Source organism: Corynebacterium sp. MSK073 (genome assembly GCF_030232085.1).
Classification (GTDB): Bacteria; Actinomycetota; Actinomycetes; order Mycobacteriales; family Mycobacteriaceae; genus Corynebacterium.
In genome coordinates this window covers 1-26,467 of the sequence record NZ_JASPIY010000018.1, presented here as the reverse complement: position 1 = coordinate 26,467, position 26,467 = coordinate 1, and the positions used below count along the sequence as shown (strand labels likewise).

Here is a 26,467-nt window from a genome sequence, read left to right as displayed (position 1 = left end):
TTATTCTCACCCTTAACCCACTGGGGGTCTCGGACATGCAAAGAGCGGTGCCGTCACTATGTATTGGCGCCGGAGGGGACAACGAGCGGGCCTCCTGTAACTGGATCTTCAATAACCAAGGCTTTTAAGTTGAATGCGGTGAGAAGTAATTGAGGGGAAATAATCTCCTTGGGAGCCCCAGTTGCAAGAATTCTTCCTTGATTCATTGCAATCAAATGGTCGCTATATCTAATAGCTAAGTTGAGGTCATGTAGAACCATAACGATGGTGCGCCCCAGTCTTGTTCGTAGCGAATGAATGAGCTCGAGAATTTCGATGGACGTCGCCAAATCTAAGTATGTTGTGGGTTCGTCAAGGAACATAACCCCTGTGTCTTGAGCTAGAACCATGGAAATCCACACTCGTTGGCGTTGGCCACCGGAAAGTTCATTAATGAAGCGTTCGGCAAATTGCAGCGAGCCGGTTTGTGCGAGCGCGGAATAAACCTCCTGCTCATCGGATGCTGACCATTGGCGCAGCCACGATTGATGTGGATGGCGCCCGCGAGCGACAAGATCGGATACAAGTAAACCCTCTGGCGCAATAGGGGCCTGCGGCAGCACACTAACTTTTGTGGCCACATCCTTTCGGCGAAGCTCGGTGATATCGCGCTCACCTAACATTACGGTGCCACTTTCTATGGGTAACAGCTTCGCGAGGCTGCGTAAGAGTGTCGATTTTCCGCATCCGTTGGGGCCAACAATCGTAGTGACTTTGCCTTTCGGGAGCTCTACATCAATATTTTCAAGGATCGGAGTATTGCGCGCGTATCCTACAGTGAGGTTTGATGCCGTAATTGCTGTGCGCGAAGTGATTAATGGGTCAGACATTAAGCTGATTGGACCTTCCGATTTTGCTGAACGAGTAAATAGAGTAAAAACAGGCCCCCAATTATCGAAGTAACGATTCCAACAGGAAGCTCGATTCCCAGCAGAACATGTATGATGACGTCTGCACCGAGTAAGAGAATCGCTCCAGTGAAGGTAGAGGCTAGCAGCGGAGGTGTTGAGGTTCGACAAATACGAAGTGCTAATTGAGGAGCAACAAAGGCTACAAAACCAATGGGGCCTGCTGCGGAGACCGCAACGGCAGTTAATGCTACGGCGAGTATGAGTACAGAGAATTGCACCGCATTGAAACGAGAACCGAGTGCTCGTGCCATGTCTGGGCCAAGCGCCGTGGGAAGTAATTGGTAACTAACCCATCCGAGCAATGGTGCAGACATTATTATTGTGATAGCTACTGGGAAAGTAGTAGTCCAATTAGCTCGATCTAGTGAGCCGGTCAGCCAAAATTGGGCGACGGAGGCATCGTGCAATTGCGCACGAATCATAGCGAAGCTGATGTAGCCAGACAACAGCGACGTCAAGACTATGCCCGAAAGCAAGAGCCTGAATGGGTTTGCGCCTCCTTTCCAGGAAAGAACCCACACGACGACGCTTGTACTGACAGCTCCGATAAAAGCGGCTAGTGGGACGCCGATGCCGGCTAACCAACCTATGAAGCCGCTACCCGAGCCGAAGACGATAACCGTAACCGCCATTGCTGAGGCGCCAGCGGTCATGCCTAAAATGTCAGGACTGGCGAGCGGGTTTCTGGTTATCGATTGTGTTAGAGCCCCAGCGAGACCAAGTGCACATCCTACTGTAAACGCAGTGAGAGCACGGGGCATTCGCCATTCGAAGACGACTAGTTTCTCCAGTCGAGTGCCTTGGCCGCTTACAATAACTTCCAGTATTCGACCGAAAGAGATTGGATAATCTCCCAGCATGATAGAAAAAGGCACAAGAAGTAGGGCCAATATAGCGAGGATGAAAGTTGTAGATAGCTGCCACGGGCGCCAAACAGTTGAGAGCTCTAATAGTTTTGTACCAATGCGGAAGGCGGGGCGACCGGGGACAGAATTGCGGTGACTATTCATAGCGCTACTCCCTTCCGCTGGAAGACGAGCATGAAGAATAATGGGGCGCCAATAAAAGCGACGACAATTCCTACTGGTAATTCGCCAGGGCGTGCGATGATCCGGCCAATGACATCAGCTAGCACCAGTAGCGTGGCGCCCAATAGGGCGGAATACGGCAAAATCCACCGATAGTCAGGACCCGTGATGGCACGCACCAAGTGCGGCACTATCAGGCCGATGAACCCTATGGGCCCTGCCATGGCCGTCGCAGCCCCCGCAAGCAGAGCGATCAGGACCATGCCAAAGAGACGAGCCCGATCGGTTTGAGCACCGAGACTTTGAGCCACATCGTCTCCGAGGCTAAGCAAGTTTAACGATGGGGCTGAAGCGAAGGCTAAGACGATGCCCAAGACTAGAAATGGTAGTACTCCCCAAAAGACGTCTAGACCTCGACCCGCTACCGAACCTACTGTCCAAAAACGCATACGGTCCAGATTGGCTTCTTCTGCAAGAATGAGGCCTGTAGTGATTGAATTCAACACAGCGGATAAGGCTGCGCCACTCAGCGTAAGAGTAAGCGGACTAGCATTACCTCCATTGATGCGTCCCATACCGAAGACAATGATGGTTGCACTTATCGCGCCCAAGAAAGCAGCCACAGTGGTGGCAAACATACTGATTGAGCCAAAGAGCGCGAAGCTGGAAACTACGGCTAAGGCGGCGCCAGCATTGACTCCAAGAATGCCTGGATCTGCGAGCGGGTTTCGTGTGTGGCCTTGAATTAAAGCGCCAGCTACTCCGAGAGAAGCACCCACTACGATTGCGATCAACGTCCTCGGCACACGGAGCTCGAAGAGTACTTGCTGTTCAAAGTTTAGAGCAGTTTCACGGTGCGATGGAACTTCTCTGAGGGCAGATATGACGTCGGTCAGTGGAATACTTCTAGCTCCGACAGCGATGCTCAAGAAAATTCCGAGGACGAGCAGTGCCAGACATAGTATGAGTCCAGCAACGCGTCGCGAATAGGTGCGGCTTCGAGGCACTTGGGTGCCGTTAGTGCTGAAACTGGAATGAGTACTCATGGCGGTCAGTCGAGAAGTTCCTGTTCTGTGCGGTAAGACCTGTGTTCTTTAGGGCTGGATAGGCTCAACCAAGAGTCAGGCCCATAAGAATGAGAAATCAGTCGTTTGAGGTGTTTGGCTTGCGGTTGAAGTCTTTCCATCTCCTCAAAGAAAACTCCTGTTCCCACTTGTGGCTTACGCTGAGCTAGCGACTGAATTTGCGCGGTTCAGCGTCATCGACAATCTACGAAGTGTTAGGTGTGGCACAAATATATGCTTTTCAGATTAGGTTAGTCAACCCTAATCCAGGTGGGTAAATTTGATACTAACTTGTCCTGGGGTGGGGAGGGGGGTAGATGGAGGCTTTCGCCTCTCGATTGCAATCGAGGGAGGGGTGTAATCCTCTCGGGGCGATTTTCGGTCCAGGTGGGGCCAGTTAATGACATATTCCACAAATATGTATCGGCACACTATTGCAATGTGGTAAAGGTAAAGCTAACCTAACCTAAAAGTTGCTTGCGGGTCTGTGGGAAATCCAATGGAAGGCGTTGAAAAGGCAACTTCAGGAAATCGACTTTAAGGAATAGGGATGTCATTAAAAAGGGGAGCACGGTCATTTATCGCGGCCACTATCTGTGCCGGATTGGTTCTGTCAGGATGCTCGTCGAACGATTCAACCGATGAAGCGGCAACTTCCGAAGTTGCAGAAGACGTGACCATTGAGCATGCACGGGGTACAGATACGTATCCGGTCAATCCACAAAACGTGGTTGCCGTGGGGCCTGCAGTTGATAACCTGCTGGAACTTGGAATTAAACCAGCAGCCGTCGTGCAGAATGCAAAGGATAAGAACTCGCCTTGGCGCGAGGGGAAGCTCGATGGTGTCAAGGTGATCGATCAGGCAGATTTCAAAACTCTGCCACAAGAACAAATCGCGGCAATCGAACCCGACTTCATCGTTGGTGACTATTGGACAATATCTGAGGATAATTACAAAGAATTGTCAGCCATCGCACCGACTCTCGGCGGAATCTCCGATACCGGGGAGGGCATTGGCTGGGAAGCACAACTAGAAGCTTTGGGCAAGATATTCAATAAGGAGTCCGAAGCTAAGAAAGCCATTGAAGAGGATCAGAAGCGTTTCGCTGATGTGAAGGAAAAATTGCCAAACCTCTCTGGTAAAACCGGCATTGTTTCCCAATTCGCCCAGGGATCCTTTGGCGCCGTTGCTGACCCTGAGGATCCGGGTGCATCCTTCATCTACGATCTAGGTATGAAGTTCCCGGAGAAACTGACTGACGGTACGGTTCCAGTTGATAAGGGCCGAGTCACGCTTTCTCCGGAAAACGTGTCCTACCTAGCCGCTGATTTTATGGTCATCTATAACCGCACCGGCTCAATCGAAGAAGTTGAAAATACTCCGGGATACAAAGATTTGCCGCAGGTGAAATCCGGTGCGACTCTCGCTGGTGACGAAGCGGTCGTCGCTGGACTCAACAACCCAACGAGCCTGAGCCGAGCTTGGGTGCTGGACAAGACGATGCCGACGCTGGAAAAGGTTGGAAAGTAGTTAAGGTCTGCACAACTCCGACGCCTGCTAGATGGGGCTCACCCCGCTGTTGCAGGTAGTCGCCAACGCCTTCCGATTTATCGGAAGGCGTTGTCTTAAATGGACTGTATCCAATGCAGTGGTGCGTCCATTCCTGCCTTTCCAGCCACGAAAGCTTGGCCCCAAGCTTTCCGCATAGTCACCCATCGGCGCAGAAAGATGACTGCATTAAAGGTATGTAGGTGAGCTGGACAATGCTTGGCGCTGGGAGAGGCGTGCAAAGCGTCAGCAAAACTAAATAAAAATTAGGCCATCGAACAAAGTGAAATAAAAGCCATCAAGACCGAGAGGGGAATGGTCTCAAAAATGCCAAGGAACAGCCGGAGCAGGGAAATTTATCCAATTTCCTACCGGGAATTATACGTGGAAAATATCGAAGATATATCGCCATCCATGCGGCGAATTACGTTCAGCGGGGAGCAGCTCCAGGAGCACGAACGCGATGGTATTTCCGTTCCTTCATTATTAAGCCATGGTTTTGATGACGACGTTCGACTCATCTTCCCGGATCCGGAGACTGGAGAGCGACCGCACCCAATCGCCCAAAACGATGGCAACCTCCTGTGGCCAGAAGCCGTTAAGAACTTATTCCGCACATACACGGTTCGCTACTTTGACGCTGTTAATGGGCTATTAGCAATTGATTTCGCGCGCCATGGTGAGGGCTTGGCCGAAAACTGGTCACAGAGTGCTCGCATTGGTGACCCCATTTTTGTGGCAGGCCCGAAGTCGTGTGCACAGTTGCCCACGCATACCGATTGGCTTTTCTTGGCAGGAGACGAGACTGCGCTCCCAGCCATCGGCCGCTGCCTGGAATCGCTCCCATCTGGGCATGATGCGATTGCGGTGGTGGAGGTTCCGACGAACGCTGATATTCAAAAATTAGACATTCCGGATTCAGTACAGATCCACTGGGCGATACGTGACCAGGGCGAGGGCTTCGTTGAAAAGGCTAGTGCGCTCTTTGAAGAGACCGCTGACTCACAATTGCCTAGGGGCGAAGCATATGTATGGGCGGCGGGGGAGGCCTCCCGGCTGAAAACACTGCGGCGTTTGTTTAAGGCTTCCGGAATCGCCCCTGAGCATCAGGAAATTACAGGTTACTGGCGGCGAACTAGCCGGAAAGATGGCAAAGAAAGCGCATCGAGCAGCAATAGTGTTTTGCACAATATTCATGATTTGACTGAGTTGAATTCAGCCTTTGCGCTCCGCACTGCAGTACGTTTAGGGCTATTCCAAGAGATCGATGCGGGTGCCAATACTTTTCCTGCCCTTGCTGCTGCGGCAGACCTTCACGAGGAGGCGTTACGGAGGTTTATCCGTTACCTAGCTGCTCTTGAACTCGTCGAAGTCAGCGAAACCACCCTCACCTTGACTGCAATGGGAATGGAGTTAGCGGACCCAGATTCCAATGTGGTGCGTTGGCTCAGCGGGCCGGCGCATCTTGAGGCGATGGCGCTGATGCGCCTTGAGCATAGCCTTCGTACCGGTGAGGCGGCACCGCAAGGCGAACAGGGATTGCCGTGGTCAGAATATGTGAGCCGTGACCCACAACTCGCGGCCGAGCGCATTGAGCAAAAGAATATGAGCGCTGGCTGGACTGCTCCGTCCGCAGCACAGGCGATGCAGCACTATCTGAATGATACCGCTCGCGTTCTGATCATTGGCCAGGGAGGTGCAGTATATGCAGATGAAATTCTCCGGCGATGTGAGCATGCCCAGAGCAGGGTGATCGCCGATGCTTCCTCGGAAGCAGTGCTACGGGAAATCGCAGGAGCTTCTCGTGAACGGTGCGAAAAGAGTGGCGATGGAACTGGCTTTAATCCCACTGAGGCGGATTATGCGTGGGCAACTGATGTAGTCTTCATTGATCCCTGGAGTGTCTTTGGCAACGCAGAGGTGACTGCCCAATTAGACCGCGCCACTCACGGTGATGCGTTCCATCGGGCTTATATCCTTTCCGAGGTTCTGGAGGAAACCGGCGGCGATGAGCATTCCTATGAAGAGGACTTGGTGAGGCTTTCCATGTTCGGCACCAAGGTGCCGACTCAGGACGATGTCAGCGCTGTTGTTGCTGATAGCCGCGCTCTTATTTCTTCTGCCACGGCTGTTGGCTGGGGCAAACACCTCTTCGTCCTGGAGGCAGAAGCGAATTCCTAAAGAGGAGTCTCGGTGGGCCAAACGCCTCGAGCTTCACCTTTTATTTCCGAACCACGGTCCCGCGCGGGAGCCGGGTGGCCGTGGCTGCCATAAGCGTGGTGAACACGGTGAAGTAGGCTAAGGTTGTCCAGCAGACTCCGTGGGTGAGAGTCATCAGCACCGTGCAGACTGATACGCCTAGTGCGCTGCCGAGTTGGGTCGCTATGCGGCCCGCAGCGCTGGCATGGACGACTTCATCTTTTGCTAAGCCGTGGTAGGTCGCGGACATCGTGAGCACCGTGAGCGCTCCGATGCCGCCGCCGCGCACGAATAGCCCGCAGCCTTGAAGGATGAGCCAGCCTGTCGCCTGGCCGGTGGGAAAGGCGAAAGGTAGCGTTCCGATAATAGTGGCGGCAATGCACATGTAGACAGTCTTACGCGTACCCCATCGGGCGATGAATTTTTTCGATGCCGAGCGGCTGAAATAGGCGCCCACGCTTTGTAGGGCCAGCAGCAGTCCCGCATGCAGTGCGGTGTAGGCATGGTTGCTCTGATAGTGCAGCGGAATGAGGAAGAGCCCGCCATAAAATACGGTGCTTGCAATGGCCAGTGTTGCCCACGCTGAGGAAAAGGAGGCGTGGGTGAATAGGCGGACATCGATAAGCGGCGATGACGCCCGGAGCGCATGCAGCACAAAGTATCCAATCAGCCCCGCGCCGGCGACGAGGAGAATTACGCTTGCCCAAGAACTCATGTGCCCGATGGTGGTAAAGCCATAGACTGCCGCGAGCAAACCTGGGGCGAGCAAGAAGTATCCCGTGCGGTCTAGCTGGGCTGCAGGGTCTGCTGGGGTCCGTTCTAGATAGTGCACGGCAAGGGCAATCGCGGCGATGCCGATGGGGACGTTGATGAGGAAGATGGCGCGCCAGCCGATGGCATCGACAAGCAGCCCGCCCAGTAGTGGGGCAATCGCGGGTGCGATGACCGCCGGTAGCCCGATTGCGGTGATGGCGCGTGTGGCCTGGTCCTTTCCGGCATTGGTGACGATGAGGGTCTGCATCACCGCCACCGAGAAACCCGCCGCGAATCCCTGCAGGATGCGGAAGGCGATGAGCAAGTCGATATGCGTAGACATCGCGCACAGGATTGAAGCGACGGTAAAGACTGCCAGGGCGGTAATCCAGAAATTTTTGGCGCCGAAGCGGCGCGTTGCCCAGCCGCTGAGCGGAATGGCCATGGTGGAGGCCAACCCGTAGCTCGTGATGACCCATTGGGCGAGAACTATCGGTGCGTTGAACGCCTCGCTGATGGAATGAATGGCGACGTTAACGATGCCGATATCTAGCAGCGGCAAAATTGAGCCGAAGACTAGGGCGATGACGATCCGCCTAGTCTGGGGGTCGAGTTTTTCTTTTTCCTGCATGAGGGGCTCCCTTCGGAGTGTGTGCGCAGATGGCGTGGTGAGGTGTGGTCATGATGGAGATAGTGATGGAGGTGTGTGAGTTAGTGGGCGAATGGTCCGTCGTGGGTGAGGGCGGTGAGCATTTCCGCGAATTGTTGTTGCGCGGGCTCCGGCCAGCGGGCGAGGAATTCTTCTAATTGTTGGGCCAGACGTGAGCGCATCACGGCGACGTTGTCTTGGCCCAGTGAGGTTAGCGACAGTTGTATCCACCGCGTGTCGCGGGGATCGGTAGCGCGCGCGATGAGTCCGGCCTTTTCTAGGGCCGAGGCGTGACGGGATACCACTGAGCGGTCCAGGCCGATGACTGTGGCGAGCTCTTTCGGGGTGGAGGGACCACAGCGGTCTAGGCCGCTGAGCACCAAATATGTGGATTCGTTGATTTCTTCACCGAGCCCCTCGGTGAGATGGGCGTACATGCGTCGACGGAGGCTGCGCTGGGAAAGTAGACCCAGTGCGTCGGCGACTTGTTTGCTTGGAGTGTCCATGCCAGCAGAATACATGCATAGTGCACGCATGTCTAGTGCACGAGTGTTTACTGCACGCTAATTTTTGCGGGATGAGCGCGGTGAAGGGGTAGAAAGCGTCCATAGCAACCGCGTTTGTCCATTTTTCGGTCCGATTTTTGGCGAAATGCGGTTGTTTTGGGCAGCCTGACGCTCATCCGTACCTCTATCTGCCGGGGTAGCACCCGAAGAGCACAAAAGAGCCTTCCGGTTTCTCCCAATGCCGGTTCCCGTGCACGCACCTTAACTTTCTGGAACGCTAGGATGGGAAAGAATAGATCTAGTTAAGGAGTACAAAGCAATGGCTAAAGAAACTGCACGCGCCCTAGGTCACGAAGTAGACGTGGACCGCGAGAAATTTACCTACTTGGCATCTACTGATGCCGAGGGCAACAAGATTGAATCCGGCAAGGCTGCGGCAGCGGGAGCCGGCGCAGCGGGAGCTGGTGCCGCAGCTGCCGGTGCCGCTGCAACGGCGAACGCAGACGAGCAGGACGACTCCGCGACCCAGAGCGATTACGAGCCGAAGAACCACGTCGTTACTGGTGCTGAGGAAGAACACGTCGCCGCCGCGTCCGAGCAGCCGGACCTGCAGGAAAAGCTGGATGAGGACAACGCGGACTATGAGCCCTCAGAGCACGTTGTGGGCGAGGCCGAAGAAGAGCACATCGGCACCGCACCGGAGCAGCCGGAAGAGGACGCTGCAGATGATGAACGCGATGACTTCGATGACCTGAAGGACAAGGTCACCGAGGCTGGCAATGTCGTTGAAGAGGCCATCAACCGCGCTAAGGACTTCGTGGAAGACAAGGCGCAGGAATACCAGGAAGAATCCGGTAAGAAGGGCGGTTTCTTTGACCGCGTGAAAGACGTTGTGCGCGAGGCTCGCGATAACCTCGATGAAAAGCGCAAGTAGTTAACTGTGCCTAGGCCGCTGCCTTTCCTAGAGAGGAGGGGCGGCGGCCTTTGTGCTGCCACGCTAGTCCAGCGCGTGCAGGTAGAACCGGCGGATGAGGAGGCGACGGGGGATATCGATAAGCGGGCGCAAGAAGGGAAGGAAGGGCTCGGAGGCGGCATCGATAAGCAGCAGCGTCCGGCCATCGCGCAGGCGCTCCAGGGTGAAGCTTTCCTCGCCGCGCTCGAGGTGGCCGGGCAAGGTGCCGTAGGTAAAGCCGCAGCGGCCATCGTCGGCGAAGCTCTCGACCACGCGGCAGCGGAAATCAAACGGGCCAAGGCCTAAGGTGACCTCGGCGCCTTCTTGTACGACCGGGTGGGAGGGGCGCACGCGGAAAAGGCCGCTACGCTGGATGCCCCAACGAAAGAACCGGTGGGCTGCGGCATCGAAGTCGGCGTCGATGACCCTACTCATGTGCAGCTGCGGGAATCCGGCGGTATCGGAATAAGAAAGCGGCTCTGGCATCTTAAGTCTCAGCGCTTATCTGTGGGGACCTCATGGGGTGAAGAATAGGGCATCGAAAAGTTTTTGGGTACGGATTAATAGTGTGATCACCCCCGAAACCTGAAAGAACGGTAACGGCTTGGAAACAGTCACAGGACTTAGCTGCTTTCACACATTATTCGTGTCAGGATTTAGCTAGCACGATCCTGACAACTGAAAGAAGGTACTTTGATGCTTCGCATTCCGCACCTAAAGAAAGTCCTGGTGGGCTCGGCTTTCGCTGGTGCGTTTTTCTTGGGTTCCCCTGCAGCAGGCGCCCAAGAACTGCCCCAACCGGATATTGACTCGGCAGGGTTAATCAACCAAGTGCGCGATGGCCTCGCGGACTTTGGGATTGAGACCCCAGAGGTGGATAAGCAGGTCACCGATACCGTGGATTCCGCGGTGCAGAACGCGCACGACGCGGTGGCGAATAACGGCCAGCAGGAGGCCCAGTACGCAGAGCCGGCCACCAACCCGAACCCGTTCGGGTTGCTTGAGCAAGCCACCCAAGTAGAGCAAAAGCCACTGGGCAATAATCCCAACTACCAGTGGAAAAACGATGGATTTTCCAAGGTAGCTGCGGGCAAGCCCGATTCGGACTTTGTTCTGCACCGCGTGCCGGGTTCCTTGTTCGATGCCCCGCGCATTCCTGAAGAATCCGATGTTGCCATGAACCAGGGCAAGTCCCTCTATGGCCCTGGAACTCCTATCTATATCAATGGTGACACCATGTGCACCTTGAGCGTTGCCGGCAATGACGATGCCGGTCGCAAGGTGGGGCTGACCGCGGGGCACTGCGGCAATGAGGGTGATGCCATTACCTCGGCCGATTCCGATCACATTGGCCCGACGGGCACCATCGTGGCCAAGAACGACGAGCTGGATTATTCGGTGATCGAATTCGGCTCTAATGCTGAGGTCACCCGCACCTACAACGGGATTACCGTTAATTCCCTGGGTGGAACCGTAAACCCGGGTGAGACCGTATGCAAGCAGGGCGTTGCCACCGGCAAGACCTGCGGTATGACCTATCAGCAGGCACAAAGCATCCAGGTCAACCAAGTCTGCGCCATGATGGGCGATTCCGGCGCGCCGCTGCTCGCTGGTGACCGCCTCATCGGTTCCATCTCCGGCGGCTTCCTGCCGGTGAACTTCCCGTGCCGCACCCCGCTGCAGGGTGCGGTTCACAACCCCACCGCCGCTACCAACATGGACACCGTGTTGGCGGATATGAACCGCCGCGGTGGCGTTGGCGCAGGGTTTACCTTGCCCGAAGCATAAACCGCGAAGCAGATAGCGCCCCGTTCAGCCTTGAGAGCCGCACGGGGCGCTTTTTATGTGCAATTTCTATGGGCGCATAACGCGCATGTGTCCCGCCAAAGTGGGGGAAGCGCAGGATAGCCTTGCCTGCAACCAAAGACATAAACTAAGGTGAGACTTACCTATTGTCCATTTAGGAATAGTCAATATCTGCTGTGGCTAACGCTTCCACAGCGAAGTTTGAACTGAGGTTTCCCCCATGCACAAAACCCATTCCACCCCACCAGAAACCGGGCCCATGCGCGCGGATCAAGCACCCACTGACGCCGTGGTGGAACTATCCGCTGATTGCCTGCACAACGCGACCGAGACCCAACCGGCACTGGCCGTGCGGCTGCGCGAGCTGGGCTTTCGTCCTGGTACCCGGGTGCAGATCGGCCGCACCGTTGCCGGCGGTGCGCGCGTGGTCAGCGTAGGCACGGCCCGCTATGCGGTGGATGCACACACGCTGCGCCAACTCGAAGTCGTTCCGGTGGAGGCATAAGCGATGGCACATAACTCCACGGCCCCAGCAAGCTGCCACAGCACCTCCACCATGCGGATAGCGGCGGAAGGCACGCCGGTGCTCGCACTGGTGGGCGCGCCCAACTGCGGAAAATCCACCCTCTTTAACGCATTGACCGGAGCGAAGGTCCAGACCGGCAACTGGCCGGGCACCTCCGTCGAGGTCAGCCGCGGGCTCTGGAATGCGCAGCCAGAGGCCTTTGACATCATCGACCTGCCCGGCGCCTATTCACTTGAGCCCATGAGCCCGGATGAGGCCTTTACCAAGCAGATGCTCATTGACTGCCCGGCAGACGAGCGCCCTGATGTCGTCGTGGTCCTCGTGGACGCAACGGCCCCGGCCCGCGGGCTCAACTTGGCGCTGCAAATTGCCGCCGAGCCATACCGCGTGGTCATCGGCGTGACCAAGGAGGATATGGCCGAGCAGCAGGGCATTAGCATCGATACTGAAGCGCTCTCCCGCGCCACTGGCATGCCAGTGGTCAGCGTCAATGGACGGCGCCGGCGCAACCTCGACGGGCTGGAAACCACCGTGGCACAGGCCATGCGCGTCGAGCCAACCATCATCCGCCAGGATTCCGGCCTGGATCAGCGCTTTGCGGATCTCGATGCCGCCGAAAAAGCTGCGGTCCACCGCGTGGAGGTAGGCGAGACCCTCACCCAGCGCGTGGACCGCGTGGTGCTGCACCCAGTGGTGGGCCCGCTGCTCTTCCTCGCGGTGATGTGGGCGGTCTTCTTCATCACCACCACGGTGGCAGGGCCCATGCAGGACGGCCTCGAAGACCTTGTCACCGGTCCGGTCTCGGACGCGGCCCGCGCCGGGCTGGAAGCCATTGGCCTGGATCACTGGCTGATTTCGGGCTTGCTTGTTGATGGCCTCATTGGTGGCGTCGGCATGGTGCTGACCTTCGCTCCGCTACTGGCGCTGATGTTTCTGTGCTTGGCGGTGCTGGAGGATTCCGGCTATATGGCGCGCGCTGCGGTGGTCACCGATAGGGTGATGCGCTCGATTGGCCTGCCTGGCAAGGCCTTTATCCCCATCGTGGTGGGCTATGGCTGCAACGTGCCGGCGATTTCGGCCACGCGAGTGCTTGGCGATGTCCGCCACCGCATCCTTACCTGCCTGCTTATCCCCTTCACCTCGTGCTCGGCGCGGCTTATCGTCTTTATGATGCTGGCGCAGGTCTTTTTCCCAGATCACGCCGGATCGGCGGTCTTTGGCATGTACGTTCTGTCCATCGCCCTGGTGGTAGCCGTGGGCTTGGCACTGCGCAAAACAGTCTGGCGCGCCATGCCGTCCGAGGCACTCGTTATCGACTTGCCGTCGTATCAGCTGCCCACGTTCAAGCTATCGCTTTCGGTCATGTGGGTGCGCTTAAAGGGATTCCTGCATACCGCCGGCGGCATCATCGTGGCCACGGTAGTGGTCATTTGGCTGCTCATGTCCATCCCGGTTACCGGTGGCCACTCCTTCGACGAGGAAGCCGTCCCGCCGGAGGACTCGGCGTATGGTGCGGTATCCAAGGCGATATCCCCGGCGTTTGCGCCGGCTGGCTTCGATTCGTGGTCCCTGACCGGCCCGCTGGTAACGGGCTTCGTGGCGAAGGAAACACTGATTTCCACCTGGGCGCAGACCTACGCCGTCGATGACGTCACGGATGCGGATCCTGAGGAACAAGCCGAGTCTTCGCTGGCCGATCACATCCGCAGCGATTTCGATGCCACCTCCGGCGGGCACGGCCTAGCTGCGGTGTGGGCATATATGGTCTTCCTCTTGGCCTATACCCCGTGTGTGGCCACGGTGGCCGCGCAGCGGCGCGAAATTGGCTGGAAGTGGACGCTCATCGGCTTTGTACTGCAGCTCGTCACGGCTTGGGTCTTGGCCGTCGGCGTCTTCCAAGTGCTGAGGTTATTCCTATGAGCCCTACAGACAAAGTAAAAGAAGCGATCCGCGGCGGTCACTCCACCCCCGCGAACATCGCCCGCGCGACCGGACTGGGGCAGGGGACCGTGGAGGTCATCCTCGCCCACTTGGAGCACAGCGCGCAGCTCGTGCGCGAATCGCTGTCCTCGTGTCCCACGGGCGGCTGCGGTAGTTGCTCGCACAGTGATGGCTGCTCCGGCGCCGAGGCCGGGCTCCGCGAACCGGTCCTATTGAAGCTTTCGGCCCGACCCTAATCCTGCAGCATCTCCAATGCGGCCTTGTGCAGGCGGCCATTGGAGGCAATGGCCGATCCGCCGTGCGGCCCAGGATTGCCGGACAGATCCGTAAACGTGCCGCCGGCCTCGGTCACGAGCAGGGATGGGGCGGCGAGGTCCCAGAGGGAGACCTCCGGCTCGGTGGCGATATCGACGGCGCCTTCTGCCACGAGGCAGTAGGACCAGAAATCGCCGTAGCCACGCAGGCGCCAGGTCTTATCCGTGAGGTTGAGGAACTTATCGCGCAACCCGCGCTCGGACCAGCCTGTCAGCGAGCTCATGGCCAGGGATGCATGCCCAAGCTTTTCGATCTGGGAGACGTGCAGGCGCTTCGGTTCGCCGCCAAAAACGCGGTAGGCACCGGCGCCTTTCGCCGCGTACCAGCGCCGGCGCAGGGCAGGGGCAGAAACCACGGAGACGACCGGTTCGCCGTCCTCAAGCAGGGAAATAAGCGTGGCCCATACCGGCACACCGCGCACGAAGTTCTTCGTACCATCGATGGGATCGATGACCCACTGGCGGCCTTCGTAGCAGGCCTGGCCACCGAATTCTTCGCCCAAAACCTCATCGCGCGGGCGGGAGCGCTTCAGCGAATCGCGGATGTGCTTCTCGCAGTTCAGATCCGCATCCGAAACCGGGGTCAGGTCCGGTTTTTCCTTCACGGAAAGGTCGGTGGCCTCAAAACGGTGCATCGTGACCACATCGGCGTGACCGGCTAACTCGAGTGCGAGACCTAAGTCTTCTTTGAATTTACCCACGGAGCCATTCCTCCATTTGTTGAACTACTTGTTTATTTCCGGCCAAGCACCACTCGACGCTACCGGCTTCTACCTTGCGGGCTGCACCACCGGCGGCCTCAATGAGAGCCTTGCCGGGGAACCAATCCCAATCTGCTACCGAGTGCTGCATCCATGCGCCCCACGTGCCTTCTGCCACGGAGGCCAAGTCCACCGAACCGGCACCAAGCATACGGACTGTAGCAAAGTTTTCGGCCACCCGCTGCCACGCGGCACGAATTTCTGGATCCGCCAGCGACGTTGGGTGTAGGTAGGACGAGAGAGAGATTTCTTCTGCCGGCTTATCCTGCAGCTTGGCAACGTCCTTGCCATCGAGCGAGGTGGGATAGTCGCGCCCGCCAAACCAGGTATAGCCCATGGCGGGGCGGTGGACGGCGCCGAGGGCGACCCCGGAGGCATCGGTAAGCGCGAGCGCCGAGCACCAATAATCCGAGCCAGAGGTGAAATTGTAGGTCCCATCGACCGGATCGATGACCCAATTGCGCCCAGACTGGGACTCGCGGGCCGTGCCTTCCTCACCCACGAGGCCGTCCTCAGGGCGCACGGCCTCTAGCACGCCGGCGATAAAGCGCTCGGCGGCGCGGTCCGCATCCGTAACCACATCAGAAATAGAGGATTTCTGCTCAACCGAGACGCCCATCTCGCGCAAGCGCCAAGCCAAGCGTCCTGCGTTATACACAAGCGCCTGCGCCAAATGGGCATCCCCATCGTCAGCATGCGCGACAATAAACGTTTTGATGACCGCATCGATCATCTCCTGCAAGCTTGGCTTTTGATCCATGCACACCATTGTCACCCTAAATCCAACCAATGGCTAATTCTGTGGGGGAGGTGGGTAAGATTGGGCCCTATGCGTCCCGAAGTAATTACACGGCTCAAGCAATTGGACACCACCCTGACCACCATTGAAAAGGTCATGGATCCGGAAGCCTTGGCTACGCGCATTCGGGAATTGGAAGCCCAAGCTGGGGATCCCTCGTTGTGGGACGACCCCGAGCACGCACAGAAGGTCACCTCTGAGCTTTCTAGCGCGCAAGCAAAGGTCCGCAAACTGGAGTCTTTGCGCGGGCGCTTAGATGATATGCCGGTGATGTACGAGCTCGCGGAGGAAGAAGGCACCGTCTCCGTTGCCGATGAAGACCTTGCTGAGCTAGAAAGCGCCATCGAATCCCTCGAGGTAACCACCATGCTCTCCGGGGAATATGACCCGCGCGAGGCCGTGATCAATATCCGCTCCGGCGCCGGCGGGGTAGACGCGGCCGATTGGGCGGAGATGCTCATGCGCATGTACACCCGCTGGGCGGGAAAGCATGACCACAAGGTGGATATTTACGATATTTCCTATGCCGAAGAAGCGGGCATTAAATCCGCCACCTTTGTGGTGCACGGGGAATACATGTACGGCCAGCTCTCCGTGGAACAGGGCGCGCACCGCCTGGTGCGCCTTTCGCCCTTTGATAACCAGGGCCGGCGCCAAACCTCCTTTGCGGAGGTCGAGGTTCTTCCCGTGGTGGAGCAAACGGACCACATTGATGTGCCAGATAACGAGGTGCGCGTGGATGTGTACCGTTCCTCTGGCCCCGGTGGACAGTCAGTTAACACCACCGATTCCGCGGTGCGTCTGACCCATATCCCCACCGGCATCGTGGTCACTTGCCAGAACGAGAAATCACAGATTCAAAATAAGGCCTCTGCCATGCGGGTTTTGCAGGCCAAGCTCTTGGAGCGCAAGCGCCAGGAAGAGCGGGCGGAGCTCGATGCGCTTGGCGCCGGCGGCAATGCCTCTTGGGGCAACCAGATGCGCTCTTATGTTTTGCACCCGTACCAAATGGTCAAGGACCTGCGCACCAATTTTGAAATGGGCGATCCCTCCAAGGTGCTCGATGGGGACATCGATGGATTCTTGGAAGCCGGCATCCGGTGGCGGATGCAACAAGAGCGCGGGGAGGATTAACCTCAACCGCGCTCTGCAGGCTTAAGCCGGGTAGTGCATCGGGGCGCCCGGCCCGAGCGGGATACCCAGCAGGTACCACACGATAAAGAAGATGAACCAGCCAACGATCATGGCGATGGAATACGGCAGCGCCAGTGACATCAGCGTGCCAACGCCCGCCGGCTTGTAGTAGCGCTGCAGGAAGGTCAGTGCGAGGGCGAAGTACGGCGACATCGGTGTGATGATATTTGTCGGCGAGTCACCGATACGGAAGAGCATCTGGGAAACCTCGGGGGAGATGCCCACGTACATCATCATCGGGATGATTACCGGCGCCATCAGTGCCCACTGCGCAGAACCTGAGGTAATGAACAGGTTGAGGACTGCCACCATGGCCACGAGTGCGGCGAACATCAAGACGGGCGGCAGCGACCATGCCTGTAGCAGCTCAGAACCCTTAATCGCGGTCCAGACACCGAGGTTGGACCACTGGAACCACGCCAAGAACTGGGCCACAGCGAAGAAGAGCACCAGCATGGGAACCAAGGTCTTAATGCCTTTAGCCATGAAATCTGGCACGTCGGAGGCGGACTTCAGCGTGCCGGCGTAGATGCCGTAGACGATGCCGCACACCAAGAATGCCAGGGCAATGGGAACCGCAATCGCGCTAATGAGCGGCGACTCCATGAAGCTATCTTCTTGGCTTGCCAGCGGGGAGCCTGGGATAAAGAGCAGGGCAAAGAATCCCGCGAGGAAGATGACTAGCGCGATGCCAGAGGCGGTCAAGCCCTTTTGCTCCTCCGGCTTTACCCGCAGCTCGTCTTCTTCTTCCTCGAAATCAACGTCGCTTTCTTCCTCGTCCGCCTCGTTATCAGCGGCGCCGGCGGCCTGGGAGAAGGAGACTTCCTCGTAATTGATCTTGTCGTGGTTGACCAGATCGCGGGCCTTTTTCACCATGAACCATTCCGTGACGGCGGTGATGATAAGGGACAATACGATGGCGGATGGGATGACGAAGAAGATATTGGCCAGCGGGCTGACCTCATAAGCCTCATCCACGAACTGCGCGGCGGGCGTGGAAATACCGGCCAGCAGGAGGTCAGTGATGTTGAGGATCAGCGAGGCGTTGAAGCCTGCCGAGGACGCTGCAAAGGCCACCATGGCACCCACGATGGGGGAGCGGCCCACCGAGTGGAAGGCCATCGCGCCCAGCGGGATGAGGATGACATAAATCGCATCCGAAGCCACGGAACCGGTCACGCCGGCCAGCGCGACGAGGAAGGTAAGGAACTTCGGGCTGACCTTGGTCACCATGGCGCGCACAAGCGCGGACAAGAGCCCAGACTGCTCGGCCACGGCCACACCCAGCATGACGGCAAGGATGACGCCCAACGGCGGGAAGCTCGTAAAGTTTTCCACCGCGTCTGTGACCATACGCGAGATATTCTCGGTGGTCAGGAGTGATTCAACCTCGATGGTATCGCCGGTTTTAGGATCCTCGGCGCTCATGCCAATTAAGTGGCCAATCCAAGAGGTAATGGCGACGATTATCGCGAGGATGACGAAGAGCCAGAAAGGATCGGGGAGTTTATTGCCAATCTTTTCTACGGTGCCTAAAAAGCCGCTTGCTTTCTCCGGTTTTTCTTTGGTTTTAGTCTCGGCCATAGTATCGGCACTTTCTGTCGATCGAGTCGGGCACCATTTCGTACCAGATATTGTGTTCCAGACTACAATACTAGATAGCGTTCACAGGTTGCTGTCAACTTTGATTGCTACAGTAGCGGAGTGATTACTTTCGAAAACGTGACTAAGGTGTATTCCGCCCAGTTCCGGCCCGCGCTCGATGGGGTGTCTTTTGACATTGCGGATGGTGAGTTTGCCTTCCTCATCGGACCTTCGGGGTCCGGAAAGTCTACCTTTCTAGAGCTCATGGTGCGCTACAGCAATGTGACCTCGGGCGATATTTACTTCGGCGATTTTCACGTCAACGAGCTGAGCGGCAAGGACATCAACGCCCTGCGCCAATCCATCGGCTACGTATTCCAGGATTTTCGGCTGCTTCCCAAGCTGAACGTGTACCAGAATGTGGCGTTTGCCTTGGAGGTCATCGGCAAGAGCAAGCACCGCATCTCCACCGCGGTGCCGCAGGTATTGGAGATGGTGGGCCTGGAAAACCGTCATCACGCGATGCCGCACGAGCTTTCCGGCGGTGAGCAGCAGCGCGTGGCCATCGCGCGTGCCTTGGTCAATCGCCCGAAGCTGCTGCTTGCCGATGAACCCACGGGCAACCTCGATCCCGCCACCGCCGACGGGATCATGGACTTGCTGCTGCGCATCAACAAGCGTGGCACCACCGTCGTGATGTCCACGCACAATTCCCGCGCCGTGGATAAGGCGCACAAACGCGTGCTGGAATTGCGCGAAGGCACGCTCGTTCGCGATGAACACAATGCCACCTATTCGGCGCAGGAGGAGCAGGCATGAAGCTAGGATTCATCTTCCGCGAGGCCAGCAAGGGCTTGGGCCGTAACCTGACTATGACCATCGCGATGATCATTACCACGGCCATCTCTGTCGGGGCCGTGGTTGCCGGCATCATGGTCACCAACCTCACCAAGGATACGAAGGATATTTACTTGGACCGCGTGGAGGTCATGGTGCAGCTCAACGAGGATATTTCCGCCACGGATCCAAACTGCACCACGCCCGCCTGCGCGGACTTAAAGGAACAGCTGGAATCCGATAGTTCTGTAGAGTCCGTGGAATTTCGCAACCGGGAGGCCTCCTACGAGCGCTTCCGCGAGCTATTCCAGGACACGGACCCGGTGATGGTGGAACAAACCTCGCCGGATGCGCTACCCGCAGCGTTGCACGTGCGTCTCGTTGACCCGGAGGAGGCCTCCGCCATCGATGCTGTACGGGATAACCCGGCGGTAGAAGAGGTCGTGGATCAGCAAGAAGAGGTGCGCGAGGCGGCAAGCAACCTCGATTCCATCCGGACCGCCACCTTCATCGTGGCCATCGTGATGTCTATTGCAGCCATCTTCCTGGTGGCCAATATGGTGCAAATCGCCGCCTTCCACCGCACCCGCGAGACCGAAATCATGCGCATGGTGGGCGCCTCGCGCTGGATGACGCAAGCACCGTTCGTAGTAGAAGCGGTGCTCGCCTCCCTTATCGGTGTGGTCCTGGGCGGCGCTGGGCTGCTCGTGGCGAAATCCCAAGTGATCGATCCTGCGCTGCAGGGCCTGTATGAATCGCAGTTGCTGGCACCGATGAAGTCCAGCGATCTGTGGCTCGCCCTGCCGCTGGTAGGGCTGCTCGCCTTGGCGGTTACCGCTGCCACCGCGCAGATTACCCTGCGTTCCTATGTCCGCCGCTAAGCCGTTTGCCGGGTGCGGTAAACGAGCAGTACACTGAGGCAATTATGGCTAAAAAGGGCAAGAAGAATAAGAAGGCGGCTTCCGGGGACGCCACGCTTGCGACCAACCGCCGGGCCCGGCACGACTATAAGATCCTCGAAGAATTCGAGTGTGGCATCGTCCTGCTCGGCACGGAGATCAAATCCCTCCGAGAGGGCAAGATCTCGCTCAATGATGCCTTCGCCACCATTGATAATGGCGAGGTGTACTTGCGCAACCTGCACATTCCGGAGTATTCGATGGGGTCGTGGACCAACCACAGTCCGCGGCGCACCCGCAAGCTTTTGCTGCACCGCCGGGAGATCGACAAGCTCTACGGGCAGGTGCGCAATGGCAATAAAACCCTGGTGCCGCTCAAGGTGTACCTAAAAAACGGGTACGCGAAGTTGTCGCTGGCGCTCGCGCAAGGTAAGCAGGATTATGACAAGCGCGAGGACATCAAGCGGCGCGACCAGAACCGCGAAATCACCCGCGAGCTCGGCCGCCGCGTGAAGGGGATTAATGCTTAAGACGGTAAAGGTTCACGATGCAGTCAAGGGCGAAGACTCCATTTCCGGAACCGGCGTCCTAGTAGATCGTCTGTGGCCGCGGGGCATCGCCAAGGCGGACCTGGACTATGACGAATGGTTCAAGGACGTGGCGCCTAGCCCCGAGCTGCGCAAGTGGTGGAGCCATGACGAGGATTCTTTCCAGGAGTTTTCGCGCCGCTACCGCGCCGAGCTCGATGACCGCGAGTCGGAAGAGCTCACCCAGCTGCTCTCCTTGGCAAAGGAGGGGGACCTCACGCTGCTCTTTGGCGCTGCCGACCGCGAGATTAACCACGCGGTGGTCTTAAAAGACTGGCTGGAAGAGCACTTGGAGAAATAAAAGCGTCTGCGGTAGTGTTAGAACAACCGTAGGGAATGATGCACTATCCCGTCCCTACAAGTGCTATGGGGTTGATTTGGTTTCGACTTCGTACACTGCGCCAGGGGAAGCGTGCCGGTGAAGGCTATCGACCACCGTTTAAGCGTCGTAGCAAACAAATAAACGCAGAGAAGAACTCTCAGCGTGACTACGCCCTCGCTGCCTAATTGCAGCGACGCGTGTCTGTCAGCCTAGGTTTCGTTCCTGACCTAGAACCTGGCATCGACTAAGGAACTTGCCGTCTGGCTGTGTCATCAGGGCCAGATGGGACTCTTACTGGTGACTGGGCCCATCATCCGGTACGAGTTCGCCCGAACCGGAGGGCCGAGCAGAGATCATGTGCGAACTGCGCACGGAGAAGCCCTGGCAAGGTGACGAAGGACCCGGGTTCAAGTCCCGGCAGCTCCACCGAGAGCCCCAGCTAGATTCAGTTCTAGCTGGGGCTTTTCTCATAAGGTTGCCCGCGCGCGGCTAGGGTGGTGGCCATGCAGCGAGTATTCGATTCCCACCTCCATATCATCGATTTTTCTCACCCCATCCAGGAGAATCAGGGTTATACGCCGCCGGAATTTTTGGTTCCGGAATATGACGTATGGCGCGAGAAGCTGCGCGGTGAGGGCTTTGATATCACCGCCGGCGCGGTCGTCTCCGGTTCCTTTCAGGGCTTTGACCAGGGGTATCTGGCGGATGCGTTAGGGGAGTTGGATAACTTCGTAGGCGTGACGCAGCTGCCTGCCGATGTCCCCGATGCCGAAATCCGCCGCCTCGATGGCCTGGGCGTGCGGGCGGTGCGCTTTAACTTCCGGCGCGGTGGCAGCGCAGCGCGGGAGGACCTCGAGGAGCTCGCCTGGCGGATCTATGACCTAGCCGGCTGGCACGTGGAGCTTTATGTCGACGCGGCTGCGCTGGGCGAAATGGCGCCGGTGCTGAAGAAGCTGCCGGCCGTGAGCATCGACCACCTGGGCCTGAGCGCGCAGGGAGTAGATGGCCTCTTGGAGCTTGTCGATGCCGGCGTAAAGGTCAAGGCCACCGGATTCGGGCGAGTGGACCTCGACCCAGGGGAGGTGGTGCGCCGCATTGTCGACGTCGATCCAACGGCGCTCATGGCGGGTACCGATTTGCCCTCGTAGCGGGCGAGCCGGGTGTTTTCAGTTGATGATTTCCGGCTCATTGAGAAGGCCGCGGGGTACATGCCGATCATGTTTTCTACGCAAATGCAGCGCGTTTCTATGGCCTGGACGATGTGCTTTAGGAAAGGTTACCCTCACCCTTGATTGGTTAGGGTGACTTAAGCTAAGTTAATGGGGCATTTGTTTCTCGTCTATAAGGAAAGCACAATGAAGAAAATTCATCGCGCTCTTTTGTCTGTCGTGGCTGTCGCCTCCCTGGCGCTTACCGCATGTAGCACTGCGGAAGAAGAGGACCAGGGTTCGAACAAGGGGACATCGGAAAGCGCACTGCAGATCGAAGATAATAACGGCACCCATGAGCTGGACGTACCGTTCGAGCGCGTCGCGGTAACGGATAACCGCGCCTTCGAAATCCTCGCGGATTGGGACGTCAACATCGTGGCAGCCCCGCTGGGCATCGTCCCGGATACCCTCTCGGACAAGATCAACGAAGACTCGATCGAGGCCAACCTGGGCATGCACCGCGAACCCGACCTGGAGGCGCTGGTTGCCGCAGAGCCGGACATCGTCATCAACGGTCAGCGCTTCACCCAGCACCAGGCCGATATCGAGGCTTTGATGGAAGATACCCCGGTCCTGGACTTCTCCCCGCGCGATGATAAGGACATGGCGGAAGAACTCATTCGCCAGACCGAAGCACTGGGCAAGATCTTCGACCACGAAGATGAAGCAAAGAAGCTTGTCGATGACTTCAACAAGGCGCTGGACCGCGCCAAGGATGCCTACGATCCTGAGAAGACCGTAATGGCCGTCAACACCTCCGGTGGCGATATCAACTACATCGCCCCAGGTAAGGGCCGCTTCTTCGGACCATTCTTTGACCTGCTGGGCATGAAGCCTTCCCTCGAGGTGGAAAACGCCAGCGATGACCACGAGGGCGATGACATCTCCGTCGAGGCAATTGCTGATTCCAACCCTGACTACATCCTCATCATGGACCGCGACGGTGCCATTGCCAAGGATGAAGCAGGCTACACCCCAGGTAAGAAGCTGGTAGAGGATTCCGCGGCACTCAAGAACGTGACTGCCGTGAAGGAAGGCAAGATCGTTGCCGCTCCGCAGGATACCTACACCAATGAAAACATCATTACCTTCACGGAGACGCTCAACGCGATGGCAGACGCGTTTGAAAAGAACTAGCCACCACTAAAAACCGGAAACCGGAGGGATTTTGTGCCCTCCGGTTTTCAGGTGCGTAAAGGATAGTTATGGAAACCACCACCCGCACAAAGGTCTGGGATTGGAAGCTCGGCCTCGGCGTGCTCATCGTCGCCGCGTTGCTCGTTGCCTCCTTGCTGACCGGGCAGTACGACGTTTTTGGCGCCGACGATGGCGCCGCCATGTTCGGCATTACCCGCTTACCGCGCACCATTGCCTTGGTGCTGGCCGGCGCGGCCATGGCTGTAAGCGGCCTGGTCATGCAGCTGCTTACCCAGAACCGCTTCGTCGAACCGTCTACCACCGGCACCACGGAGTGGGCCGGTTTGGGCTTGCTCATCGTCATGGCCGTCGCGCCCACGTCCTCGATTCTGGTCAAGATGATTGGTGCGGTGGTCTTTTCCTTCCTGGGAACCGTCGTATTCTTCCTCTTCCTGCGCCGGGTGACCCTGCGCTCCTCACTCATCGTGCCGATCATCGGCATCATGCTGGGCGCCGTGGTCTCTGCAATTTCGACGTTTTTCGCCCTGATGACGGACATGCTCCAGCAATTGGGCATCTGGTTCATGGGCTCATTTACAGCGGTGTACAAGGGTCAATACGAGGTTTTGTGGATCGTCCTCTTGGTGCTGGTGGCGGTGTATATCTACGCCGACCGCCTCACCGTGGTTGGCTTGGGCGAGGACGTGGCCACCAACGTCGGGCTGAACTATAACCGCATGTTATTGATGGGAACCGGCCTCATCGCCATTGCTACGGGCGTGGTGACCGTCGTCGTGGGTTCGCTGCCCTTCCTGGGCCTTATCGTGCCCAATATCGTCTCCATGGTGCGGGGCGATGACCTGCGTTCCAACGTTCCCTGGGTCTGCCTGCTGGGCATCGGCATCGTCACGGTGTGTGACCTGGTGGGGCGCGTGATTATCGCCCCATTCGAGATGCCAGTTTCGGTCATTCTTGGCGTCATCGGCGCCATCGTCTTCATCATCATGATTGTGAGGTCGACCCGTGCGAACTAAGATGTCCGCCCCACCCAAGAAGTACTGGATCACGCTAGTCTGCGTATGGGGCCTAGCTGCGGCTTTGGCCTTTGCTTACCTGGCCTATGGCAACCCGATGGAGTTTGGCACCCGCAAGTTTTGGCTCATCGCCCAGCGCCGCGCCGATGCCCTCATCGCCATGGCGATCGTCGCTGTGTGCCAAGCCATGGCCACGGTGTCTTTTCATACCGTGACGAATAACCGCATCTTGACGCCATCCATCATGGGCTTTGAGTCCCTGTACGTTGCCATCAATACCGCGACCATTTTCTTCCTGGGTGCTAGTGGGCTTAACGATGCCCGCACCGTGCCCACCTTCCTCATGCAAATGGGCGTCATGGTGGGCCTTTCCCTGGTGCTTTATTCGTGGCTGCTGACCAATAGAAAGCAGAATATGCACGCCATGCTGCTAGTCGGCGTGGTCATTGGTGGTGGCCTGGGCTCGCTGTCTACCTTTATGCAGCGCATGCTGACCCCCAGCGAGTTCGACGTGCTGACCGCGCGCCTTTTTGGCTCCGTCAATAACGCCGAGACTGAGTACTATCCCATCGCTATTCCCATCGTGGCCATCGCCACCACGCTGTTGGTGCTCAATGCGCGCAAGCTCAACGTGATTTCCTTGGGTGCCGATGTCAGCACCAACTTGGGCGTGAACCACAAAGCGCATGCAATTTACACGCTGGTGTTGGTCTCGCTATTGATGGCGACGACGACCGCACTGGTAGGGCCCATGACCTTCTTGGGCTTTTTGGTGGCTACGCTGGCCTATCAATTCGCCGATACCTACGACCACCGCTACATCTTTCCGATGGCGGTGGGGTTAGCATTCCTCGTGTTGATTGCGGCGTACTTCCTCATGCAGCACGTATTTTCCGCCCAAGGCGTGGTGTCCATCATCATTGAGCTGGTAGGTGGCTCCGTGTTCCTCTTTGTCATTATGCGAAAGGGCCGACTGTGATCGAATTAAAGAACGTTTCTAAAACCTATTCCGCCGAGACCGCTATTGGTCCACTCAACCTGACCATCCCGCAGGGAGGCATCACCGCGCTGGTGGGGCCGAATGGTGCGGGTAAGTCCACGATGCTCACCATGATCGGGCGCCTGCTCGACATGGATGAAGGCAGCATCGAAATCGCCGGCTATGACATCCAATCCAGCAAGTCCGCCGACTTGGCAAAGATCGTGTCTATCCTGCGGCAGGAAAATCACTTCGTCACGAAACTGACCGTGCGCCAGCTCGTGGGCTTTGGCCGTTTCCCCTATACCAAGGGTCGACTCAATAAACACGATGAAGAGGTCATTTCCAAATACATCCACTTCCTACATTTGGAAGAATTGCAGCACCGCTACCTTGACCAGCTTTCTGGTGGTCAGCGCCAGCGCGCGTACGTAGCAATGGTGCTGTGCCAAGAAACCGATTACGTGTTGTTGGATGAGCCGCTGAATAACTTGGACATCTCGCACTCGGTGGACATGATGCGCCACCTGCGCGAGGCTGCCCAGGAATTGGGGCGCACGGTCATCGTGGTTCTGCATGACATCAACTTTGCCGCGCGCTACGCGGACTATATCTGCGCCTGCAAGGACGGGCAGATCGTCGAATTCGGCCCGGCCGAGGAGATTATGCGCGACGATATCCTGACGCCCATCTTCAATACTCCGGTGCGCGTTATCGATGGGCCCGATGGAAAGATCGCGTGCTATCACTAAAAACCAACGTTAGCCTGCGAGTTTGCGTTGTGTAGTGGGGTGGTATAAATTTTAGCGAGTCGCCGAGAGGTAGCCGGTTGGTTACTTTTGAGTGACTTTTTGTACTGACTTGGTTCGAGGATTTGACTTGGTTC

25 protein-coding genes, 1 other RNA gene and 1 pseudogene are annotated in these 26,467 nt (G+C 57.4%); 18 read left to right on the top strand and 9 right to left on the bottom strand.

Going from position 1 to position 26,467, the window contains the following annotated elements; genetic code table 11:
* Positions 1-56 precede the first annotated feature (56 nt).
* The 3 genes from QP970_RS10665 to QP970_RS10655 are packed head-to-tail and all read right to left on the bottom strand — an operon-like array spanning position 57 to position 3,024.
* Positions 57-869: an ABC transporter ATP-binding protein gene (locus QP970_RS10665; protein ID WP_023025750.1), complete on the bottom strand. Its 813-nt coding sequence runs from the start codon at positions 867-869 to the stop codon at positions 57-59.
* Complete coding sequence (locus tag QP970_RS10660) at positions 869-1,960, bottom strand: FecCD family ABC transporter permease (RefSeq protein ID WP_023025753.1); 1,092 nt, start codon at positions 1,958-1,960, stop codon at positions 869-871. Before QP970_RS10660 ends, QP970_RS10665 begins: the two co-directional genes overlap by 1 nt.
* Positions 1,957-3,024, bottom strand: coding sequence for a FecCD family ABC transporter permease (locus tag QP970_RS10655; protein WP_023025755.1), 1,068 nt, complete (start codon positions 3,022-3,024; stop codon positions 1,957-1,959). Before QP970_RS10655 ends, QP970_RS10660 begins: the two co-directional genes overlap by 4 nt.
* Positions 3,025-3,592: 568 nt before the next feature.
* Between QP970_RS10655 and QP970_RS10650 the strand changes: the two genes are divergently transcribed.
* Positions 3,593-4,573 (top strand): ABC transporter substrate-binding protein, encoded by a 981-nt coding sequence (locus QP970_RS10650; RefSeq protein ID WP_284869924.1) that lies wholly within the window; start codon positions 3,593-3,595, stop codon positions 4,571-4,573.
* A gap of 402 nt (positions 4,574-4,975) precedes the next feature.
* Complete coding sequence (locus QP970_RS10645; RefSeq protein ID WP_284869923.1) at positions 4,976-6,772, top strand: siderophore-interacting protein; 1,797 nt, start codon at positions 4,976-4,978, stop codon at positions 6,770-6,772.
* A gap of 40 nt (positions 6,773-6,812) precedes the next feature.
* Here the strand turns inward: QP970_RS10645 and QP970_RS10640 are convergent, their stop codons facing one another.
* Together QP970_RS10640 and QP970_RS10635 are read right to left on the bottom strand one after the other, a co-directional pair.
* Positions 6,813-8,174, bottom strand: a complete 1,362-nt coding sequence (locus QP970_RS10640) for a DHA2 family efflux MFS transporter permease subunit (protein ID WP_284869922.1) — start codon at positions 8,172-8,174, stop codon at positions 6,813-6,815.
* A gap of 80 nt (positions 8,175-8,254) precedes the next feature.
* A complete protein-coding gene (locus tag QP970_RS10635; protein ID WP_284869921.1) occupies positions 8,255-8,698 on the bottom strand; it encodes a MarR family winged helix-turn-helix transcriptional regulator in 444 nt (147 codons plus the stop codon).
* 319 nt (positions 8,699-9,017) lie between these two features.
* Between QP970_RS10635 and QP970_RS10630 the strand changes: the two genes are divergently transcribed.
* Positions 9,018-9,632, top strand: coding sequence for a kinesin (locus QP970_RS10630; RefSeq protein WP_284869920.1), 615 nt, complete (start codon positions 9,018-9,020; stop codon positions 9,630-9,632).
* 63 nt (positions 9,633-9,695) lie between these two features.
* On the opposite strand, the gene QP970_RS10625 is transcribed toward QP970_RS10630, so the two are convergent.
* Complete coding sequence (locus tag QP970_RS10625; protein ID WP_284869919.1) at positions 9,696-10,136, bottom strand: DUF1990 family protein; 441 nt, start codon at positions 10,134-10,136, stop codon at positions 9,696-9,698.
* 210 nt (positions 10,137-10,346) lie between these two features.
* Between QP970_RS10625 and QP970_RS10620 the strand changes: the two genes are divergently transcribed.
* The 4 genes from QP970_RS10620 (at position 10,347) to QP970_RS10605 (ending at position 14,159) form a co-directional block, all read left to right on the top strand.
* Positions 10,347-11,438: a S1 family peptidase gene (locus tag QP970_RS10620; RefSeq protein ID WP_284869918.1), complete on the top strand. Its 1,092-nt coding sequence runs from the start codon at positions 10,347-10,349 to the stop codon at positions 11,436-11,438.
* A gap of 238 nt (positions 11,439-11,676) precedes the next feature.
* Positions 11,677-11,961: a FeoA family protein gene (locus QP970_RS10615; protein ID WP_284869917.1), complete on the top strand. Its 285-nt coding sequence runs from the start codon at positions 11,677-11,679 to the stop codon at positions 11,959-11,961.
* Positions 11,962-11,964: 3 nt separating this feature from the next.
* The gene (feoB, locus tag QP970_RS10610; protein ID WP_284869916.1) at positions 11,965-13,902 is read left to right on the top strand and encodes a ferrous iron transport protein B; all 1,938 of its coding nucleotides are present in this window, start codon (positions 11,965-11,967) and stop codon (positions 13,900-13,902) included.
* Complete coding sequence (locus QP970_RS10605) at positions 13,899-14,159, top strand: MarR family transcriptional regulator (protein WP_284869915.1); 261 nt, start codon at positions 13,899-13,901, stop codon at positions 14,157-14,159. Before feoB ends, QP970_RS10605 begins: the two co-directional genes overlap by 4 nt.
* Here the strand turns inward: QP970_RS10605 and hisN are convergent.
* Complete coding sequence (gene hisN, locus QP970_RS10600; RefSeq protein ID WP_005277599.1) at positions 14,156-14,938, bottom strand: histidinol-phosphatase; 783 nt, start codon at positions 14,936-14,938, stop codon at positions 14,156-14,158. The two genes, QP970_RS10605 and hisN, sit on opposite strands and share 4 nt — an antisense overlap.
* Positions 14,931-15,767 (bottom strand): inositol monophosphatase family protein, encoded by an 837-nt coding sequence (locus tag QP970_RS10595; protein WP_284869914.1) that lies wholly within the window; start codon positions 15,765-15,767, stop codon positions 14,931-14,933. Before QP970_RS10595 ends, hisN begins: the two co-directional genes overlap by 8 nt.
* Before the next feature lie 60 nt (positions 15,768-15,827).
* Between QP970_RS10595 and prfB the strand changes: the two genes are divergently transcribed.
* Complete coding sequence (gene prfB / locus QP970_RS10590) at positions 15,828-16,931, top strand: peptide chain release factor 2 (RefSeq protein WP_284869913.1); 1,104 nt, start codon at positions 15,828-15,830, stop codon at positions 16,929-16,931.
* Positions 16,932-16,952: 21 nt separating this feature from the next.
* Here prfB and QP970_RS10585 read toward each other — a convergent pair whose 3' ends face one another.
* Positions 16,953-18,575 (bottom strand): AbgT family transporter, encoded by a 1,623-nt coding sequence (locus tag QP970_RS10585; protein ID WP_284869912.1) that lies wholly within the window; start codon positions 18,573-18,575, stop codon positions 16,953-16,955.
* Between the two features lie 120 nt (positions 18,576-18,695).
* Between QP970_RS10585 and ftsE the strand changes: the two genes are divergently transcribed.
* The 10 genes and pseudogenes from ftsE to QP970_RS10535 all read left to right on the top strand — a co-directional run bounded on the left by ftsE (position 18,696) and on the right by QP970_RS10535 (position 26,333).
* Positions 18,696-19,394: a cell division ATP-binding protein FtsE gene (ftsE, locus tag QP970_RS10580; protein WP_284869911.1), complete on the top strand. Its 699-nt coding sequence runs from the start codon at positions 18,696-18,698 to the stop codon at positions 19,392-19,394.
* Positions 19,391-20,293 carry a permease-like cell division protein FtsX gene (gene ftsX / locus QP970_RS10575; protein ID WP_023025800.1) on the top strand — a complete coding sequence of 301 codons (903 nt, stop codon included), beginning with the start codon at positions 19,391-19,393 and terminating at the stop codon, positions 20,291-20,293. The genes ftsE and ftsX overlap by 4 nt, the downstream gene beginning before the upstream one ends.
* Before the next feature lie 44 nt (positions 20,294-20,337).
* On the top strand, positions 20,338-20,841 hold the full coding sequence (gene smpB / locus QP970_RS10570; protein WP_023016945.1) for an SsrA-binding protein SmpB: 504 nt from the start codon (positions 20,338-20,340) through the stop codon (positions 20,839-20,841).
* On the top strand, positions 20,834-21,199 hold the full coding sequence (locus QP970_RS10565) for a DUF488 domain-containing protein (RefSeq protein ID WP_239270080.1): 366 nt from the start codon (positions 20,834-20,836) through the stop codon (positions 21,197-21,199). Before smpB ends, QP970_RS10565 begins: the two co-directional genes overlap by 8 nt.
* A 67-nt stretch (positions 21,200-21,266) precedes the next feature.
* Positions 21,267-21,649, top strand: a transfer-messenger RNA (tmRNA) gene (ssrA, locus tag QP970_RS10560).
* 74 nt (positions 21,650-21,723) lie between these two features.
* Positions 21,724-22,490: pseudogene (locus tag QP970_RS10555) on the top strand (amidohydrolase family protein).
* An 85-nt stretch (positions 22,491-22,575) separates the two neighbouring features.
* Positions 22,576-23,568, top strand: a complete 993-nt coding sequence (locus QP970_RS10550; RefSeq protein WP_370657801.1) for a siderophore ABC transporter substrate-binding protein — start codon at positions 22,576-22,578, stop codon at positions 23,566-23,568.
* A 68-nt stretch (positions 23,569-23,636) separates the two neighbouring features.
* Positions 23,637-24,602 carry an ABC transporter permease gene (locus QP970_RS10545; RefSeq protein WP_239270078.1) on the top strand — a complete coding sequence of 322 codons (966 nt, stop codon included), beginning with the start codon at positions 23,637-23,639 and terminating at the stop codon, positions 24,600-24,602.
* 1 nt (position 24,603) lies between these two features.
* On the top strand, positions 24,604-25,581 hold the full coding sequence (locus QP970_RS10540) for an iron chelate uptake ABC transporter family permease subunit (protein WP_239270097.1): 978 nt from the start codon (positions 24,604-24,606) through the stop codon (positions 25,579-25,581).
* On the top strand, positions 25,578-26,333 hold the full coding sequence (locus tag QP970_RS10535) for an iron ABC transporter ATP-binding protein (protein ID WP_023025818.1): 756 nt from the start codon (positions 25,578-25,580) through the stop codon (positions 26,331-26,333). Before QP970_RS10540 ends, QP970_RS10535 begins: the two co-directional genes overlap by 4 nt.
* The last annotated feature ends 134 nt before the right edge of the window (positions 26,334-26,467 follow it).

What these genes read in the sequence shown, in the direction of transcription:
- QP970_RS10665 (WP_023025750.1), bottom strand. Translation starts at nt 869, where the DNA reads ATGTCTGACCCATTAATCACTTCGCGCACAGCAATTACGGCATCAAAC.
- QP970_RS10660 (WP_023025753.1), bottom strand. Translation starts at nt 1,960, where the DNA reads ATGAATAGTCACCGCAATTCTGTCCCCGGTCGCCCCGCCTTCCGCATT.
- QP970_RS10655 (WP_023025755.1), bottom strand. Translation starts at nt 3,024, where the DNA reads ATGAGTACTCATTCCAGTTTCAGCACTAACGGCACCCAAGTGCCTCGA.
- QP970_RS10650 (WP_284869924.1), top strand. Translation starts at nt 3,593, where the DNA reads ATGTCATTAAAAAGGGGAGCACGGTCATTTATCGCGGCCACTATCTGT.
- QP970_RS10640 (WP_284869922.1), bottom strand. Translation starts at nt 8,174, where the DNA reads ATGCAGGAAAAAGAAAAACTCGACCCCCAGACTAGGCGGATCGTCATC.
- QP970_RS10635 (WP_284869921.1), bottom strand. Translation starts at nt 8,698, where the DNA reads ATGGACACTCCAAGCAAACAAGTCGCCGACGCACTGGGTCTACTTTCC.
- QP970_RS10630 (WP_284869920.1), top strand. Translation starts at nt 9,018, where the DNA reads ATGGCTAAAGAAACTGCACGCGCCCTAGGTCACGAAGTAGACGTGGAC.
- QP970_RS10625 (WP_284869919.1), bottom strand. Translation starts at nt 10,136, where the DNA reads ATGCCAGAGCCGCTTTCTTATTCCGATACCGCCGGATTCCCGCAGCTG.
- QP970_RS10620 (WP_284869918.1), top strand. Translation starts at nt 10,347, where the DNA reads ATGCTTCGCATTCCGCACCTAAAGAAAGTCCTGGTGGGCTCGGCTTTC.
- QP970_RS10615 (WP_284869917.1), top strand. Translation starts at nt 11,677, where the DNA reads ATGCACAAAACCCATTCCACCCCACCAGAAACCGGGCCCATGCGCGCG.
- feoB (WP_284869916.1), top strand. Translation starts at nt 11,965, where the DNA reads ATGGCACATAACTCCACGGCCCCAGCAAGCTGCCACAGCACCTCCACC.
- QP970_RS10605 (WP_284869915.1), top strand. Translation starts at nt 13,899, where the DNA reads ATGAGCCCTACAGACAAAGTAAAAGAAGCGATCCGCGGCGGTCACTCC.
- QP970_RS10595 (WP_284869914.1), bottom strand. Translation starts at nt 15,767, where the DNA reads ATGGTGTGCATGGATCAAAAGCCAAGCTTGCAGGAGATGATCGATGCG.
- prfB (WP_284869913.1), top strand. Translation starts at nt 15,828, where the DNA reads ATGCGTCCCGAAGTAATTACACGGCTCAAGCAATTGGACACCACCCTG.
- QP970_RS10585 (WP_284869912.1), bottom strand. Translation starts at nt 18,575, where the DNA reads ATGGCCGAGACTAAAACCAAAGAAAAACCGGAGAAAGCAAGCGGCTTT.
- ftsX (WP_023025800.1), top strand. Translation starts at nt 19,391, where the DNA reads ATGAAGCTAGGATTCATCTTCCGCGAGGCCAGCAAGGGCTTGGGCCGT.
- smpB (WP_023016945.1), top strand. Translation starts at nt 20,338, where the DNA reads ATGGCTAAAAAGGGCAAGAAGAATAAGAAGGCGGCTTCCGGGGACGCC.
- QP970_RS10565 (WP_239270080.1), top strand. Translation starts at nt 20,834, where the DNA reads ATGCTTAAGACGGTAAAGGTTCACGATGCAGTCAAGGGCGAAGACTCC.
- QP970_RS10550 (WP_370657801.1), top strand. Translation starts at nt 22,576, where the DNA reads ATGAAGAAAATTCATCGCGCTCTTTTGTCTGTCGTGGCTGTCGCCTCC.
- QP970_RS10545 (WP_239270078.1), top strand. Translation starts at nt 23,637, where the DNA reads ATGGAAACCACCACCCGCACAAAGGTCTGGGATTGGAAGCTCGGCCTC.
- QP970_RS10540 (WP_239270097.1), top strand. Translation starts at nt 24,604, where the DNA reads ATGTCCGCCCCACCCAAGAAGTACTGGATCACGCTAGTCTGCGTATGG.